At 30.8% G+C, this 16,203-nt stretch carries 12 protein-coding genes; 6 read left to right on the top strand and 6 right to left on the bottom strand.

The features are described 5' to 3' along the window. Positions 1 to 77: 77 nt before the first annotated feature. On the top strand, positions 78 to 1,481 hold the full coding sequence (locus Q4Q40_RS02215; protein WP_303300042.1) for an AraC family transcriptional regulator: 1,404 nt from the start codon (positions 78 to 80) through the stop codon (positions 1,479 to 1,481). Between the two features lie 140 nt (positions 1,482 to 1,621). On the opposite strand, the gene rsgA is transcribed toward Q4Q40_RS02215, so the two are convergent. Beyond that, complete coding sequence (rsgA, locus tag Q4Q40_RS02220) at positions 1,622 to 2,701, bottom strand: ribosome small subunit-dependent GTPase A (protein ID WP_303300043.1); 1,080 nt, start codon at positions 2,699 to 2,701, stop codon at positions 1,622 to 1,624. Positions 2,702 to 2,765: 64 nt separating this feature from the next. After that, positions 2,766 to 3,305 (bottom strand): GNAT family N-acetyltransferase, encoded by a 540-nt coding sequence (locus Q4Q40_RS02225; protein WP_303300044.1) that lies wholly within the window; start codon positions 3,303 to 3,305, stop codon positions 2,766 to 2,768. Positions 3,306 to 4,537: 1,232 nt separating this feature from the next. Here Q4Q40_RS02225 and Q4Q40_RS02230 point away from each other — a divergent pair. The 5 genes from Q4Q40_RS02230 (at position 4,538) to Q4Q40_RS02250 (ending at position 11,976) form a co-directional block, all read left to right on the top strand. Then, a complete protein-coding gene (locus Q4Q40_RS02230) occupies positions 4,538 to 5,002 on the top strand; it encodes a MarR family winged helix-turn-helix transcriptional regulator (RefSeq protein WP_303300045.1) in 465 nt (154 codons plus the stop codon). Between the two features lie 10 nt (positions 5,003 to 5,012). Next, positions 5,013 to 6,128 (top strand): efflux RND transporter periplasmic adaptor subunit, encoded by a 1,116-nt coding sequence (locus tag Q4Q40_RS02235; protein ID WP_303300046.1) that lies wholly within the window; start codon positions 5,013 to 5,015, stop codon positions 6,126 to 6,128. 3 nt (positions 6,129 to 6,131) lie between these two features. Beyond that, the gene (locus Q4Q40_RS02240) at positions 6,132 to 9,314 is read left to right on the top strand and encodes an efflux RND transporter permease subunit (RefSeq protein ID WP_303300047.1); all 3,183 of its coding nucleotides are present in this window, start codon (positions 6,132 to 6,134) and stop codon (positions 9,312 to 9,314) included. Continuing rightward, positions 9,298 to 10,623, top strand: coding sequence for a TolC family protein (locus Q4Q40_RS02245; protein WP_345027272.1), 1,326 nt, complete (start codon positions 9,298 to 9,300; stop codon positions 10,621 to 10,623). The genes Q4Q40_RS02240 and Q4Q40_RS02245 overlap by 17 nt, the downstream gene beginning before the upstream one ends. A gap of 705 nt (positions 10,624 to 11,328) precedes the next feature. Continuing rightward, positions 11,329 to 11,976, top strand: a complete 648-nt coding sequence (locus tag Q4Q40_RS02250; RefSeq protein ID WP_303300048.1) for a hypothetical protein — start codon at positions 11,329 to 11,331, stop codon at positions 11,974 to 11,976. Between the two features lie 558 nt (positions 11,977 to 12,534). Here the strand turns inward: Q4Q40_RS02250 and Q4Q40_RS02255 are convergent. Genes Q4Q40_RS02255 through Q4Q40_RS02270 form a run of 4 tightly spaced genes read right to left on the bottom strand, consistent with a single transcriptional unit; the run spans position 12,535 to position 16,158 of the window. Next, complete coding sequence (locus Q4Q40_RS02255) at positions 12,535 to 13,149, bottom strand: deoxynucleoside kinase (RefSeq protein WP_303300049.1); 615 nt, start codon at positions 13,147 to 13,149, stop codon at positions 12,535 to 12,537. A gap of 4 nt (positions 13,150 to 13,153) precedes the next feature. Further along, entirely contained in the window at positions 13,154 to 13,933 is a 780-nt protein-coding gene (locus tag Q4Q40_RS02260) for a hypothetical protein (RefSeq protein ID WP_303300050.1), read from the bottom strand. A gap of 34 nt (positions 13,934 to 13,967) precedes the next feature. After that, a complete protein-coding gene (locus tag Q4Q40_RS02265; protein ID WP_303300051.1) occupies positions 13,968 to 14,651 on the bottom strand; it encodes a response regulator transcription factor in 684 nt (227 codons plus the stop codon). Beyond that, on the bottom strand, positions 14,644 to 16,158 hold the full coding sequence (locus tag Q4Q40_RS02270) for a sensor histidine kinase (protein WP_303300052.1): 1,515 nt from the start codon (positions 16,156 to 16,158) through the stop codon (positions 14,644 to 14,646). Before Q4Q40_RS02270 ends, Q4Q40_RS02265 begins: the two co-directional genes overlap by 8 nt. Positions 16,159 to 16,203 lie beyond the last annotated feature (45 nt).

Here is a 16,203-nt window from a genome sequence, read left to right on the forward strand (position 1 = left end):
AGTAAATACATCACTAAAATATTCCATTCGTTATATTTATTATTTTAGTATCCTTAATTAAAGTTGGGTCATTCTAAATGAAATCTAATAAAACAAGAAAAGAGTATATTAAACGGGTAAATTACGTCTTAGATTTCGTTGAAAAGAATCTTGATACGGATTTATCTCTAGAACGACTATCAAAGAAAAGTAATTACTCATCTTTTCATTTTCATAGAGTTTTTTCCATCATTGTTGGTGAAACAATAAATGAATATATAAACAGGAAACGAGTAGAGCGTATTGCATCTATTCTGCTTGTAAATACAAGTACACCTATAAAAGAACTTGCCTATAATTATGGATTTAATAGTGAAAGTTCCTTTTCAAGAACATTTAAAAAATATTATAGAGTTAGCCCTACAAGGTTTAAGTCTGAAGGAAAAACAATACTTCGCAAGATTGGTATAGTCCCTTTCACAACTGAAAAATATATTCGTAGCATTGATAACATTAAAAAGTGGATTGATATGAATGCGCGAATAACCGTAAAAGAATTAGAAGAGATAAAACTTGCTAGTATAATGCATATTGGAGAATTTGATAAAATTGGCAATATGTATCAAAGATTAATGAAATGGGGGCACACAAAAAAAGTATTGCCTACTTCGGATTTTAAAGCAATAACCATTTATCACGACAATCCTAATGTTACTCAAATTTCAAAAGTGAGATATAGTGCATGTGTAAGAGTTAGCAAGGATATAAATGCTGAAGGAGAAATTAGACCCTTTACAATCCCAAAAGGGAACTATGCTGTTGGCAATTTTGAAATTGAAGCAAACGATATCTCAAAAGCATGGGAAAGCATGTCGATTTGGGTAATAGAAAACAATTATAACTTTAGAGATGGGGTTTATTTTGAAGTATACCTTAATGACCATAAAACCCACCCTGAACAAAAATTTATAATAGACATTTGTATTCCTATTGAAAAATTTAATAAAAGTAATGAGGTATCAAATAATGAAAATCTATCTAATTGTAAAAACCAAACTAAACAAGGTCAGGTACATGTGGATTATCATCAATTGATAAACTACATGAAAGAAATAAAAATGTTTTTCGATAAAGAATATCAGACCGTTTTTAAACTAGGAGCCATTTACAATGGGAATCCTGATTTCTCCTATTTCTCACTAACAACTGAGGAGTTAAAAAGGCTAAAATTAAAGTTTGTCATTATTTTTAATCACAAAAAGATGTGCTTTAATATTTGTTTATCTGGCCAAAACAAAAGCATTCGAAAAAAGTACTGGAAGCTATTCAAAGGAAGTAGTTGGAACAAGTATCATTTAGCAGAATCAATTGATGATAGTCTGTCGATTATTGACTACACAATAGTCGAAGAACCTAATTTTGATGATACCACTATTTTAATAAAACAAATTGAAACCGAATCATTCAAATTCATTAATGAAATTAGAAATATCCTTGAATAAATCATACAAATAATCTTAGATGTAATCATTTGCAACTCTAGTCCAGAAAGAATCTTTGATTAAAATGTTAAGTTTGTAAAACCTTGTTTAAATTAATAAAGGCGGTCAATTTAACCGCCTTTATTACATTCTTATTGCTCCTACTGGTATCTATCCTTTTTCTTATGCTTCATGACATTTTTGACCATCTTTCCAAATATTTTATCTTTTTGTCTTTTTTCAAAAATAGTAGAAGTATAATGTTCCTGTTCTCTTTCGAGCTTCATAAAATTTTCATAGACATTTTCATCTAGTTCACCAGAATCAAGAGCGCTTGTTACAGCACAACCTTTTGTGCTAATATGATTACAATCATTAAACTTACAATGTTTCTTTAATTCAGTAATCTGTTCAAAAGTACTTGCCAATCCATTTGGACTATCAATAATTCCCACTTCTCTCATGCCAGGGTTGTCTATTAAGATTCCTCCTGTTTCCAAAACAATAAGCTCCCGATGAGTCGTTACATGTTTTCCTCTATCTATACTATTGCTTATCCCATTAGTTTTCATCAGATCTTTTCCTGTTATGTTATTGATTAGGCTTGACTTACCTACGCCAGATGAACCAAGTAAACAGTAAGTTTTACCAGTTTTAATTATTGACTTTACATCATCTAACCCTTCCCCAGTTAAATTACTTAGCGTGAGTAAAGGTGTGTTCTTAATTCTCTCTTTCACTTGAGAAATTATTTTAGCCCTTTCATTTTCATCCACAAGGTCTACTTTACTGAAAATAATTATGGGTTTAATGGAACTAGAGTTGCAAATAGTAAGATATCGCTCAAGTCTGTTTATACTAAAATCTCGATTTAGGGATTGAACAATCAATCCGAAATCTAAATTCGAAGCAATAATCTGTTTTTCACCTTTTCTTCCCACAGTTTGTCTTACCAATATGGTCTCTCTCGGATAGACGGCATGAATGAGCCCCTTATTGGTGTCATATTCTATTAATGCGACCCAATCACCAACAGCAGGAAAATCCATACTACTTTCAGCAGTGTATCTTAAATTTCCCAGCAGTTCAGATTCCACCTCTCCTTGTTCAGTTAAAACAATGTATCTTTCTCTATGTTGTAGAATTACACGACCAACCAAAAAAGAATCTAATTGATTTTCAAATTTATAAGTATTTAATATTTGTTTGAAGCCTAAATCTTCAAGGTTTATATGTTTCATTTGTTTTATTAATTGAAGTGATACAAGTGGCACGATAGTTATCCATCATGCCATAATTATACTCTTACCAATAACGAGTATCATTAATTGCTTCTACACAATATGTTTTGCCAGTAATTGGTTTTATTTCATGGTTTTCTAGTGATTGGGCAATCCAGCATTTAGGACAACCTATTGTTAAAGGGGCTTGAATAATTTTTGTTGATATAGGTTTATAACCTACTTTGGAATAAAAACGAATATCTCCATATGTGGTAACAATTTGGACACCACCATTTCTTAAAACACCATGCGCATATTTAATGAGGTTTGTGCCTATTCCTTTACCCCGTGCAGTTGGTTTTACGGCAATAGGTGATAATAGCCATGCATTAGTATGATTTTGCTTAAAGCGCAATTTTGAAAAAATTACGCAAGCGGAAATTACACCTTCATGCATACTTATGAAAACTTTTAAGTATTGATTACTTGTGTTTTCAAGTAAATCCTTAGCAAGTTTTCCTATTAAACTTCCTTCTTTTTTGTCTTCCTCAAAAGGAAATGTTTCTGCAAATAGTTGAATGATTTCTTGGTGCCGTCCACCTTGATATATTGAATTTTTCACTTGTTTTAATCTTAGTTATTATATATGAATCGCTTTTAGCTCCAAAACCATGATGCAAGGGAAAATTCCAAGTATAAAATAAGCATATTAGTAATTAACAACTAATGCGTATTTCTGTTTTTTAATTTAAAATAAGGAATGTAACCTTGATGCAAGACGGTAGAAGCTCCGTTGCATAGGAAAAATAAGGGAGGTTGACAGTAATGAATTAATTGACTAATTCAAACAACTGTCTTTTATACCAACTCCTTAGTGTCGAATATGAATTGAGGAAAGTTTCTCATAAGAGGCAAAAATATAAAAAATTAAGGAAAACTTAAAGTGAGTTGGAGTAATATTTAATAGGGCAAATTTTTGCTTTTTTAAATTTGAAGGGTGTAGCATTTTGTTAAATTTCTTCAAATTTGTATTGTTTTGTGACATTACAAATGATATATTTGCCTTTAGAAAGTTATTTTGACATTATAGAAATCATATAAAAGTTCACAAATTGTTAACATTAGTTTGTGAATATTAGTGAGTATTAGGTCTTAAATATGTCCTAAAAATATAAGGTTCGGATTCCATCCAGACCGAAAAATTGCTAAAAGAAAGCTCTGAGGAATTAGGGCTTTTTTTGGAAATTTAAAGAAGTTGTGTTGTCCTAGAGAAATCTAGGAAGTAGTAATACCAAGTAAATTTGGTATTCCAATGAGAAGCTTTCCTTTTTTCTTTATAGAAGATTGGGATGCTTTTTTATTTTATAATAGTTACATTATCTACATTATCTACATTATCTACATTATCTACATTATCTACATTATCTACATTATCTACATTATCTACATTATGTACGTTTTCTAAACAGTGTTGTGTTTCCTAAAACATTATCAATTTCGGTTGAGAAAAGATTACATTCTGTGTAAAATTCATGGATCAGAGATTTTTTAAGTCAGTTCGGTCGATTCGTTTTTTGTCAACAATTGAATCAGTCAAAAGTTTAAAATCAGTTACCATTCTGTGAGAATGGTCTAAATATCTTTGTTCTCCGTCTTGAGCTAAATTCCTAACAATTGAACTATCGTTTTGACTATATTTTTAATTGAAGAGTATGTGGTTACCATTGTTAGCTTTAGTTATTCTTATTTCCCTATTTTATCTTAAAAAATCCCATTTATTAACCCTCCAATAATTTAACAAAACTTTATTAGTTGCATATGCAACTAACTATAGTGGTAAACTATATTTGCAGAATGAAAAAAGAAGAGGTACATGTAGATTTTGAAAACTCCATTGCTCCCTGGTTAGGTAAAACGGCTAAGGTTATTGAATACCATTTCCAGGAAAAATTCAACGATGCTAATCTTGATCTTACGAAAGAACAAATGGTTGTGTTAAAAAAACTTCATTATGACGATGGTCTAAGCCAAAATGACCTGGCTTTTTTAACCCTTAGGAATAAATCATCTTTGACTCGATTATTGTCTAAAATGGAAAAGAAAGGTTATATCATTAGACAACAAAGTAACGTTGATAAACGGGTAAATAAAGTTTTTTTAACCCAAAAGGGAAGAGACACCTTTGTTTTAGTCAAACCTGTTGTAAAAGAAATGATGGCCAAAATAGAACAGAATATTACCGATTCCGAAAAGAAACTAATTATAAATATGCTGAAAAGAATTCAAAGTAATTTTGGTCCGCAAGTTAAATCCCTTTAATCTACTAAAAATGAGAAAAATTATATCTATTGTTTTAGGAGTCTTACTATTAGTAGCTGCCTTTACTGTTGCTAAATATTTGATTGATAATAAAAAGAAGCCTAAACCAAAATTTGAAAAAGTTGTTAAAACAGTTTTTGTTGAGGAAGTAAAGAATGTTGAGATCCCCATTGTTATTACAGCTAGTGGTAATTTGATAGCAAAACGCAAAATAGATTTATACGCAGAAGTTCAGGGCGTATTAAGGCCATCAAACAAAGAGTTTAAAGCTGGTACTTCATATAAAAAAGGAGCGTCTGTGCTTAGAATAAATAGTGAAGAATTTTATGCCAATCTTCAATCACAAAAAAGTAGCTTTTATAATAATCTTATAGCTATTATGCCCGACATTCGTTTGGACTATCCAGACGATTATCAAAAATGGGAAACTTACCTTAGTAATTTCGATATCAATAAATCAATTCCAGAATTACCAAAAATAAGTTCTGAAAAAGAAAAGTATTTTATTTCAGGACGAGGTATTAACACGGCGTACTACAATGTTAAAAACCTTGAGGTTAAGTTAGGTAAATACAATTTAAGAGCACCATACAATGGTGTTGTAACAGAGGCGTTGGTAACCCCAGGATCATTAGTTAGAGTTGGTCAGAAATTAGGAGAATTTATTGATCCAAGTGTTTTTGAAATGGAAGTATCTGTTAATGCTGAGTTTGCAGATTTACTTAAAGTTGGAAATACAGTAAAGCTTCATAACATGGAGGAAACAAAAGAATATTCAGGAAAAGTTATTAGGGTTAATGGTAAAGTAGATGCAACGTCCCAAACCATAAAGGCTTATATAGAAATTGCGCATCAGGATTTAAAGGAAGGGATGTATCTAGAAGCAAACTTAACAGCAAAAAGTGAAAGTAATGCCATAGAAATTTCCAGAAAGTTATTAGTAGATAATAAACAATTATATGTTGTTCGGGATTCTGTTTTAGATCTTGTAGATGTAACTCCAGTTTATTTTTCAGCAGAAAGTGCTGTTATTAAAGGTTTAGAAAATGGGACATTAATAGTGTCTAAACCTATACCAGGGGCTTATGATGGGATGCTAATAAAAATCTTTCAAGACAAGAATTAAGACATGAGAAAGCTTTTAAATTATTTTATAAAATTCCCTGTAGCTATAAATGTATTAATCCTTGCCTTTATAGTTTTTGGTATCATTGGGGTTAAATCCATGAAATCGTCTTTTTTTCCCTTAGTCGATTCAAAATTAATACAGATCAGCCTGATATATCCAGGAGCTTCTCCTGCAGAAATGGAAGAAGGCGTTGTTTTAAAGATCGAAGACAATTTAAAAGGTATTATTGGTGTAGACCGTGTCACTTCTGTATCTAGTGAAGATGCTGCAACCATTAGTGTAGAAACTATAAAAGGAAAAAATATCGATGTGGTTTTAGCAGATGTTAAGAATGCAGTCGATAGGGTGCCATCATTTCCAACAGGTATGGAACCTCCTATTATTGCAAAGATTGAAAACGTAAGGTCTACTATAAGTTTTACATTAAGCGGTGACAATATTCCGTTAACAACCTTAAAGCAGTATGCCAGAGAAATAGAAAACGATTTACGAGGCATTGATGGAATTTCTCAAGTGGATATTTCTGGTTTTCCAGAGGAAGAAATTGCTATTTCTGTTAGAGAAAACGATTTGCGAGCTTATAATTTATCGTTTCAGGATGTAGCCGAAGCAGTAACTAGCACTAACATTTTAATTACAGGTGGAAACATAAAAACGAGCGAAGAAGATTACTTGATTAGAGCACGAAATCGATCGTATCACGGTAATGAACTGCTTAATATTATAGTTAGAGCAGCCCCTAATGGAAACATTATTAGATTACAAGATGTGGCATCTGTTGAAGACGCCTGGTCTGAAACACCTGATAGAATCTTTTTTAATGGAAAAAAAGCTATTAGAATTAGTGTAAGTAATACAAATAATGAAGATTTAATAGCCTCTGCAGAAGCTGTTAAAGTATATATAAATAAATTTAATCAGCAGTATGATAATGTACAATTGGATGTTTCTAGCGATTCTTCAATCACATTAACGCAGCGTACCGATTTATTGGTTAAGAATGCCGTAATGGGTGTGCTTCTTGTATTGCTGTTTTTGGCAATATTTTTAAATGCAAGACTAGCATTTTGGGTAGCGCTAGGGATTCCTATCTCATTCTTTGGAATGTTTATTTTCGCTGCTCAATTTGGTGTGACCATTAATGTATTATCTCTCTTCGGAATGATTATCGTTATTGGTATTCTGGTTGATGATGGTATTGTAATTGGTGAAAATATTTATCATCATTATGAAAAAGGAAAATCACCAATTAAAGCGGCAATCGATGGTACTTTGGAAGTATTACCTCCAGTAGTTTCAGCTTTATTAACGACCATGATAGCCTTTGCAACGTTCTTCTTTTTAGATGGAAGACTAGGTGAGTTTTTTGGTGAAGTCTCCGCTGTGGTTACTTTAACCCTATTAGTTTCTATGGTTGAAGCTTTAATAATGCTTCCTGCCCATGTTGCCCATTCCAAAGCATTACAACGTAAAGGAAGAAAATATAATAAGGTCGACACCTTTTTTAGAAAATTGAACGTAGGCGCAGACAAATGGTTAATGAAGATAAGGGATGTGTTCTATGTGCCTTATTTGCGTTTCTTTTTAAAGAACAAATTTTTAGGTTTCGCTATCCCAATAGCATTATTAATATTTAGTATTGGTGCCATAGGCGGCGGTATTGTAGGTACCTCTATCTTTCCAAGGATCGCAAGCGATAGGGTTTCTATAGAACTTAAAATGCCACAAGGCACAAATGAAATGATTACAGATTCGATTATTTCTAGCATAGAAGAAAAGGTGTGGATGGTTAACGAACAGTATGATAAGGAGCAGTTTGAGAATGAATCTGTTGTTCAAAATGTGATCAAACGTATTGGGCCAGGAACATCGAATGCTACATTAACAGTTAATTTATTACCAGGTGAGTTGCGAGGTGATTTGTCTTCGCAAGAAATAACAAACAAAATACGTGACATTTCTGGAAAAATTCATAGTGCTGAAAGCTTGATATTTTCGTCTGGTGGTAATTTTGGAGGAAGCCCCGTTGCAGTGTCACTATTGAGTAATAATATAACAGAACTTAAGGCCGCAAAAGAAGAGCTTAAAATTGAATTAAGCGCAAATCCAGTTTTAAAAGATGTTTCAGATAATGATCCAGCTGGAATTAAAGAAATTCAAATACAATTAAAAGATAAAGCCAATATTTTAGGGTTAAACCTGCAAAGTGTTATGAGTCAGGTGCGATCTGGGTTTTTCGGATTTCAGGCACAGCGTTTTCAACGTGGACAAGACGAAATTAGGGTTTGGGTTCGTTATAAAAAAGAGGATCGTTCCTCTATAAAGGATCTGGACGATATGTGGATCAATACACCATCGGGAAGTAAGGTGCCTTTTTCAGAAATTGCTAGCTATAAAATAGAGCGGGGTGATGTTGCTATTAATCATTTAGAAGGTAAAAGAGAAATTCAATTAACAGCCGATTTAAAATCTGCAGATGACAGTGCTACAGATATCTTAGATGATATTAGGACTAGTATAATGCCAGAAATAACATCAAAATATCCAACAGTTTCTGCCGCTTATGAAGGTCAGAATAGAGAAGGATTAAAAACGGTAAATTCTGTGTGGTCTGTTGGACCGATTATTTTAATATTAATATATATCGTGATTGCTTTCACTTTTAGAACCTATAGCCAACCTCTATTATTGATACTATTGATCCCATTTAGTTTGATTGGTGTTGTTTGGGGACACTTTTTTCATGGTTTTCAAATTAATATCTTGTCTTGGCTAGGTATTATTGCTTTAATAGGAATTATGGTTAACGATGGTTTGGTGTTAATTGGGAAATTTAATGGTTATTTAAGAGAAGGAATGGCATTCAACGAAGCATTGGTGCAAGCAGGGAAATCGCGTTTTAGAGCCATCTTTTTAACATCCTTAACAACCATTGCTGGTTTAGCACCTTTACTGTTGGAAGGGAGTCGGCAAGCACAATTTTTAAAACCAATGGCAGTCTCAATTTCATACGGAATAGCGATTGCAACGGTATTAACGCTTGTATTGTTACCATTAATGCTGTCTGTTTCAAATTCAATAAAGGTTTTTGTAAAATGGATGAGAACAGGGAAAGATGTAACTAATGAAGAGGTTGAAAGAGCAATTATTGAATCAAATTTTGAAAATGATGAATTACATTAAAAAACTACTATATGTGTTGCTGATTTTTTGTGTTCAGCAAACTTTTGGACAAAAGGTACTGACCAAAAAAGAAGCTTTAGAAATGGCACTTGAAAATAATTATGGCGTTAAGGTTGCTAATAATAATTTAGAAATTGCTAAAAACAATTCTAGCGTTTATAATTCTGGGTTTTTGCCAACGCTATCTGCCAATGCTGGGGCAGATTACAGCAATGATAATCAAGAAATTGTGGAGCAAGGGAGTGGTGATGTAAGACCTGTTGATGGAGCAGAATCTAAAAGTTATAATGCATCTCTTGATTTGGATTATACCTTATTTGACGGTTTTGGTAGGAAGTATAATTACCAGCAATTAAAAGAAACCTATAACCTTACAGAATTGCAAGCGAGAGAAGCTATAGAGAATATGTATTTGCAGTTGTTTAATGTGTATTTTCAAATTGCAAGATTATCTGAAAACACTAATAATCTACAGGAAGCTTTAGATGTTTCTAAGCAACGTTTAGAACGTGCAAAATATCAATATGAGTATGGGCAGACTACAAAATTAGAGTTGTTGAATGCAGAAGTGGACGTAAATAACGATAGTATTAATTATATCTCAACAAGACAATTGTATTTAAATACTAAACGTGACTTAAATATAGTTTTAGGCGTACAGAATGATATTAATTATAATGTAGAAACAGATGTGAATTTTGTGTCTTTAATGTCCTTTGATGATTTACTTGTAAAAGCACATGAGAACAATGTTATTTTAAGGCAAAATGAAAAGAATATTGCGATTAGTGAGTTTGACATAAAAATTAATAAATCTAGTTTTCTTCCTAAAGCAACTTTATCAAGTTCTTATGGTTGGAATAAAAACATTAATCCGTCTACACAATTTACTGCTGAGTTTAGATCTATTGGATTAAGTGCAGGAATTAACTTGTCATGGAATCTCTTCGATGGTGGTTCATCAAAGACAAAAGTCGCTAATGCTAAAATTGCACTTGAGAATCAAAAAATACTTAAAGAACAACAAACAGAAACTTTAGAAAATACTTTAAAGAATACTTACGAGGCTTATAATAACGCTCTTTTTGTGTTTGATGCCCAAAAGAGAAATGTCGCCACAAATCAAAATAATTTTGAAAGAACGCAAGAACAGTATAAATTAGGGCAAGTATCGTCAATAGAATTTAGACAAGCTCAAATAAATTATTTGAACGCACGAACAGCATTGAATGATGCTAAATACGATGCTAAATTAGTCGAATTAGAATTGCTACAACTTTCTGGTGAAATTTTAAATATGTCTTTTTAGTCTGTTTTATTCGAAATAAATATAGGAAGGTAGAGCTGTCTAAAAAATGCCATTCAGAATGAAATGAAGAATCTTTTCAAAATTAAATATTAATCTGGTTTCGACATAAAACAAGCTTGTTTTTGGTATGAAAACTAATATTATAAGGTGTTTGTCACCTTGAGGCACCAGGTGAAAATTTTAACTAGCAGAAGAAATGACGTAATTGGGGTGTCATCCAGAATGAGGTACGACTGAAGCATCTAAAATAGTTTCTAGTTTTAATTGAATGAAAGGATAATGAGATTCTTCGCTTTGCTACCTTGACGTTTTTTATAAATACTTAATATATAATCGTTTGTCATTCAGAAGGAGGTACGACTGAAGAATCTCTTAAAACTTCAATGTTTGATTTTTAGAGATTCTTCGCTTTGCTCTGAATGAACACTAACCTTTGAACAAAAAGGAGTCGCTATGTCATTCAGAAGGAGGTACGACTGAAGAATCTTTAGAGATTAATAATAAAGATTCTTCGACTCCGACAATTGTCGGAATGCTCTGAATGATAAACTTTTTTTAATTTAAATAGTAAATCAATTCATTGATTATAAATAGATTATAATTTTGTATGAATTTATTTGTTAAATTTGGAATATAGAAAGGAATGATTACTTACTAAACATTGCTTTATAAAAACCAGGTTATTTTAAATTATTAAAATTAGTTATGAAAAAAATTATCCTATTTACGATTATTTTAATATCCTCTTTTTCTAATGCTCAAAGCGATAAAGAGGTCTATTCTAAAAACACGAAGTTTGTTTATGGAGCAGAAGGGATGGAACCTAAGGATTTTACTGTTGATATAAAAGGCAAGAATAAAGAAGATCTATTATCTAAAGCTAAAGAATGGTTGAATGAGAAATATAAAAATTTAGAAACCAAAAATGGTAAAACTGATAAAACGGTTGGTATAGATACTATTTATGAAATTGAAGAAACTAACAAAGATGGTGGTGCCGATGAAGCAGGAAAAGGAAAGAATAATATAAAACTTCGTTTTAAAGGTTATACAAGTAATGCCATTTGTTTTGGTGAAAAACCTGATTATGGATGTGAAGATGTGGAATATGTTATAGAGCTAAGATTTAAAGATGGTGAATATAGATTTAAGCCTGTAAAATTGACTTATAAAGCAGCTTCAAATAAAAAAAAGCAAAAAATAGAACTTGATAAAAATAAGTTTTATTCTAGTGATGGAAAAATAGTGAATGGTTATGGAAAAGTACCATCACAAATAGAGACTCTATTTAATGGTTTAAATAAAAGTATTTTAAACTATTTAACTAACAAAAAACAGGAAGATGAGTGGTAGTCTGTGAATTATTTATTGGCATTAAATGTCGTTAAAAAGATGTGCTTTAGTACATGTCTCTTTCAGCTTCTAAAAATTCTTGACAAGAATTTTAATAATTCACATTAATTCCGTTTTACCAGGTTATATTTTGGTGTTTCACGAAGCAGGCTTTTTGTCTTGTAGGAGCTAAGTTGCATGTTTGTAGTTGTTTATATGCGTAGTTTCGTTGGTAAAATACTTTTATTAAGTAGTGGATAAAAAGAGATCTTGTTTTAAATAATACTCCTTTAAAAACCTCCAATAAGAATTTAACTCAAATAAATGTGACTTTTAAATGATGTTAGTGTCTAAATATTGCTATTGATCAATGAAAGTGGCTTGGCAAATCAATTGAAGTATATGAATTAAATGTATCTATTACCCACAAAAAGATAAATTACTAACACATTTAATGTTTATAAGAAAAAGTTAGACGATAAAAAAACTAAGCTTTTTATTCGTTTTCTTGTAAATAAAAGTATAGTCTAAATTGATTTGTCAACTAGCTACTTTTCGTTTAAAGCAGCCACAAGACAATCAAAACAATCCATTTATTTCAGCATCAATAGTGTTTATAACGCTTCCTAAGTCTTCTGGGTTGTCTACAAAATTTAAACTATCAACATCTATAATTAAAAGTTTTCCTTTGTCATACCCATGAATCCAAGCTTCGTAGCGTTCATTCAATCGACTTAAATAATCAATACTGATGGAGTTTTCGTAATCACGACCACGTTTATGTATTTGAGATACCAAATTAGGAATAGAGCTGCGTAAATAAATTAATACATCTGGACCTTGAACTAAAGATTGCATTAAATCGAAAAGCGACTTGTAGTTTTCGTAATCACGATTTGTCATTAAACCCATAGCATGCAGATTAGGAGCAAAAATGTGAGCATCTTCATAAATAGTTCTATCTTGAATAATATCTTTTCCACTTTGACGAATTTGCAAAACTTGGCGAAACCTACTATTTAAAAAGTACACTTGTAGATTGAAACTCCAACGTTCCATTTGGTTATAAAAATCATCTAAATAAGGATTGTCTACAACGTCTTCCAGTTGTGCTTCCCATTTATAGTGTTTTGCCAATAGTTTTGTAAGCGTAGTTTTCCCAGCACCAATATTTCCAGCAATAGCAATATGCATATTTTTAGTCGATTTTTATTTTATACTCATGTAGATTTTTATCCGTGTAAATATACAAGGTTTCATTGGTTACAAAAAACTCATTGATAAACAAATTAGGAATTGAAATAGGGACTATGGTATCACTGTTTTTTTTTAAATAAACTAATGAATTATTTTTGTTTAAAAATATATCTCCATTACTTTCAGTAAGTTGCATATACCCATTATTTTTTATTTTTTTTACCAAGCTCCCAAAATAATTATAAGTATACAAATAGTTTTTAGTAAGTAAATAACAAAAATTATAATTGCTTTTTAAATCTAAAACAACATTTTGAATCGGCACAGTTTGAGCACGTGTGGTTCTCGTTTTATAATCAAAAAGCTCTAGTTTTTGGTTGTCTTGGTTAAAAATCCATATCGTATTATCATGTCCTGTAGAAACGTGCGATACATTTTTATATTTTACAAGTGTATTAAAATCAATTTTGAATATTTCTGATAATCGGTTGTCAAGAATTACAATACTATTAAGATCTTTATAAAATAAGTTGATTTTTAAAGGGTTAAAAGCATTTGCAGATGTTATGTTACCAAGTTGTAAATTGTTGTAAGTAATGGTTTTATTAGCATTCTTTTTAATAAAAACATTATTATTTATAAAGTATTTAGTATCAAAATTATCAATAGCGATGAAAAGGTCTGCTTTTAGGGCAGTTTTTTTTATAAAAGAAGTTTCAATAGCCTTTTGAGCACATATTGAGTAAGATAGAAGTAAAAAAAAATAGATTGTATATTTCATATGAACTTGAAAAATACAAAAACCTTAGCACTTTCTAGCATATTAATTTATATCCGAATCCACGAACATTAATAATTTGTATGGTATCGTCTTGATTTAGTTTTTTACGAAGTTTAGTAATAAACACATCCATACTTCGGGCATTAAAAAAATCATCATTTCCCCAGAGTTTATTTAAAATTAAAGAGCGGTCTAAAACTTGATTTTTATTTTTTATTAAATGAAACAACAAATGTGCTTCACGATGTGTTAATTGCACACTAATATCATTTTTATATTGTAGGATTTGTTTAGTAAAATTGAATGTATAACTTCCAATCTGTAATAATTCTGATGTATTTTGAAGTTTAGCCCTATTTAGTAAATTATTAATTCTAACAATTAATTCTTCCATACTAAAAGGTTTTTTTAAATAATCATTTCCGCCAATAGAAAAACCTTCAACAACATCTTGTGTTTGAGATCTTGCTGTTAAAAAAATTATAGGAATACTATTGTCGGTAGCTCTAATTTCTTTAGCCAATGTGAAGCCATCCTTTTTAGGCATCATAATATCTAGAACTAACAATTCTGGATTTGAGTTTTTATAAATTTCAAAAGCAGTTTCACCATTATTACATAACAAAACCTTGAATTGCCGTGTCTCTAAACTTTCTTTTATTATCTGCCCTAGAGCGGGTTCATCCTCCGCCAAAAGTATTGTTGTGAATTTACTCATTTGGAAGTGTTATTTTAAAGGTTGTAAGGCTATTATCTAGGTCTAATTGAATAGAACCTCCATGCTTTTCCACAATTTTTTTAGTATAGTATAACCCAATACCAAACCCTTTTACATCGTGGGTATTCCCTTTTGGAATGCGGTAAAATTTTTCGAAAATTTTGTCTTTGGTTGCTCTTGTGAGTGAATTTCCAGAATCGGAAATAGAAATTGTGAACGCAAACGAGTTTTGAGTTAGATGAATAATAATAGGATCGCCTCCATACTTGATAGCATTATCTATAATATTATTAATAGCGTTCTCAAAATGAAACACATCCAAATTAGCCATTATGGATTCGGATGAGGGGTTATAAGTAATCGTTTTTACTTTGGTTTGCATATTATGTTTTTCAACAATAGAAAGTAATAGGTCTGTTACATTATATGTTTCCTTTTTTAATTCTAAATTACCACTATCTAAGGTCGCTGTTTCAAGAAGTTTTTCGACCATTGTATTAAGTTTAGATAATTGGCTGCTAGACACATCTAAATAAGTTTTTGTCTTTTCTTTATTGTCTATAACATTAAAGTTCTTTATGCTTTCTAAGGCAACCCCTATTGTGGCAATTGGCGTTTTAAACTCGTGTGTAATGTTGCCTATTAAATCATTTTTTACTTCGGCTAATTGCTTTTGTTGTTTAATGATTTTTAAAAGATAAAATAAACAACTTATAACCGCTAACACAAGTAGCGTAGAAATAAGAATGCTTGTTAAAATTCGCCTTAAAATAATTTTAGTTTCATTAGAGAAATAAATTTTTAAATCGCTATCTTTAGGTAGATAAGTAGTTTTTGATGAGAGTACTAAAGAAGCATTTTTAATATGATCTTGAACAAATCCCTTCGTATTAATGATGTCATTTTTATAAGATAATCTGTAATTGATTTCTAGTTTTTTTCTATTAAAGTCATTCCGCAATAAACTATCAATTTTCTTTAGTTGTAAAGAATCGTGTGCCATGGAAATTAAAACTTTAGAAGTAAGTTTCTTAAAGTTACTTATATGCGAAGAATGACTAGTTGAATCAATAGATTTTTTTAAAATAATCCTATTAATACGCTGCTTCTTTTTCGAAGTGTTTTTAAAAGGATACTCAATCAGACTGTCAGATTTCAAATCTTTTAATAAAGCAATATCGTCATTGAATTCAATATTCAATGAATCTGTGTTAGAAACACTATTTGTAAATACCTCGATATCGCGGTATATACTATCTAAAATGTCTTTATTAAGAGGTGTATCGTCGTCGTACTCATGATTAAAAGCGAATGCCAATGTGTTTGTTTCGGCAAGATTTGCAAAATAAGTCTCAACAACATTATCTAAACTTGTTTGTACACTATTAATTAATTGTTGCTTACTAGCAAGATAGTTTTTGTAATTCCAATACACTTGAACACTTATAGTACTTAATATAACAAGTATTATTATATATAAAATCCATTTATATCTTAAGTCATTCATATATCAAAAGTAAATGTTAAAACCATATAAAACCAATCGGTTAAC

Source organism: Flavivirga jejuensis (genome assembly GCF_030540765.1).
In the GTDB taxonomy this organism is placed as follows: Bacteria; Bacteroidota; Bacteroidia; order Flavobacteriales; family Flavobacteriaceae; genus Flavivirga; species Flavivirga jejuensis.

Excerpts from the sequence above, each read along its gene's own strand:
- Q4Q40_RS02270 (WP_303300052.1), bottom strand. The coding sequence starts at position 16,158 with ATGAATGACTTAAGATATAAATGGATTTTATATATAATAATACTTGTT.
- Q4Q40_RS02265 (WP_303300051.1), bottom strand. The coding sequence starts at position 14,651 with ATGAGTAAATTCACAACAATACTTTTGGCGGAGGATGAACCCGCTCTA.
- Q4Q40_RS02260 (WP_303300050.1), bottom strand. The coding sequence starts at position 13,933 with ATGAAATATACAATCTATTTTTTTTTACTTCTATCTTACTCAATATGT.
- Q4Q40_RS02245 (WP_345027272.1), top strand. The coding sequence starts at position 9,298 with ATGATGAATTACATTAAAAAACTACTATATGTGTTGCTGATTTTTTGT.
- Q4Q40_RS02255 (WP_303300049.1), bottom strand. The coding sequence starts at position 13,149 with ATGCATATTGCTATTGCTGGAAATATTGGTGCTGGGAAAACTACGCTT.
- rsgA (WP_303300043.1), bottom strand. The coding sequence starts at position 2,701 with ATGAAACATATAAACCTTGAAGATTTAGGCTTCAAACAAATATTAAAT.
- Q4Q40_RS02235 (WP_303300046.1), top strand. The coding sequence starts at position 5,013 with ATGAGAAAAATTATATCTATTGTTTTAGGAGTCTTACTATTAGTAGCT.
- Q4Q40_RS02230 (WP_303300045.1), top strand. The coding sequence starts at position 4,538 with ATGAAAAAAGAAGAGGTACATGTAGATTTTGAAAACTCCATTGCTCCC.
- Q4Q40_RS02250 (WP_303300048.1), top strand. The coding sequence starts at position 11,329 with ATGAAAAAAATTATCCTATTTACGATTATTTTAATATCCTCTTTTTCT.
- Q4Q40_RS02240 (WP_303300047.1), top strand. The coding sequence starts at position 6,132 with ATGAGAAAGCTTTTAAATTATTTTATAAAATTCCCTGTAGCTATAAAT.
- Q4Q40_RS02215 (WP_303300042.1), top strand. The coding sequence starts at position 78 with ATGAAATCTAATAAAACAAGAAAAGAGTATATTAAACGGGTAAATTAC.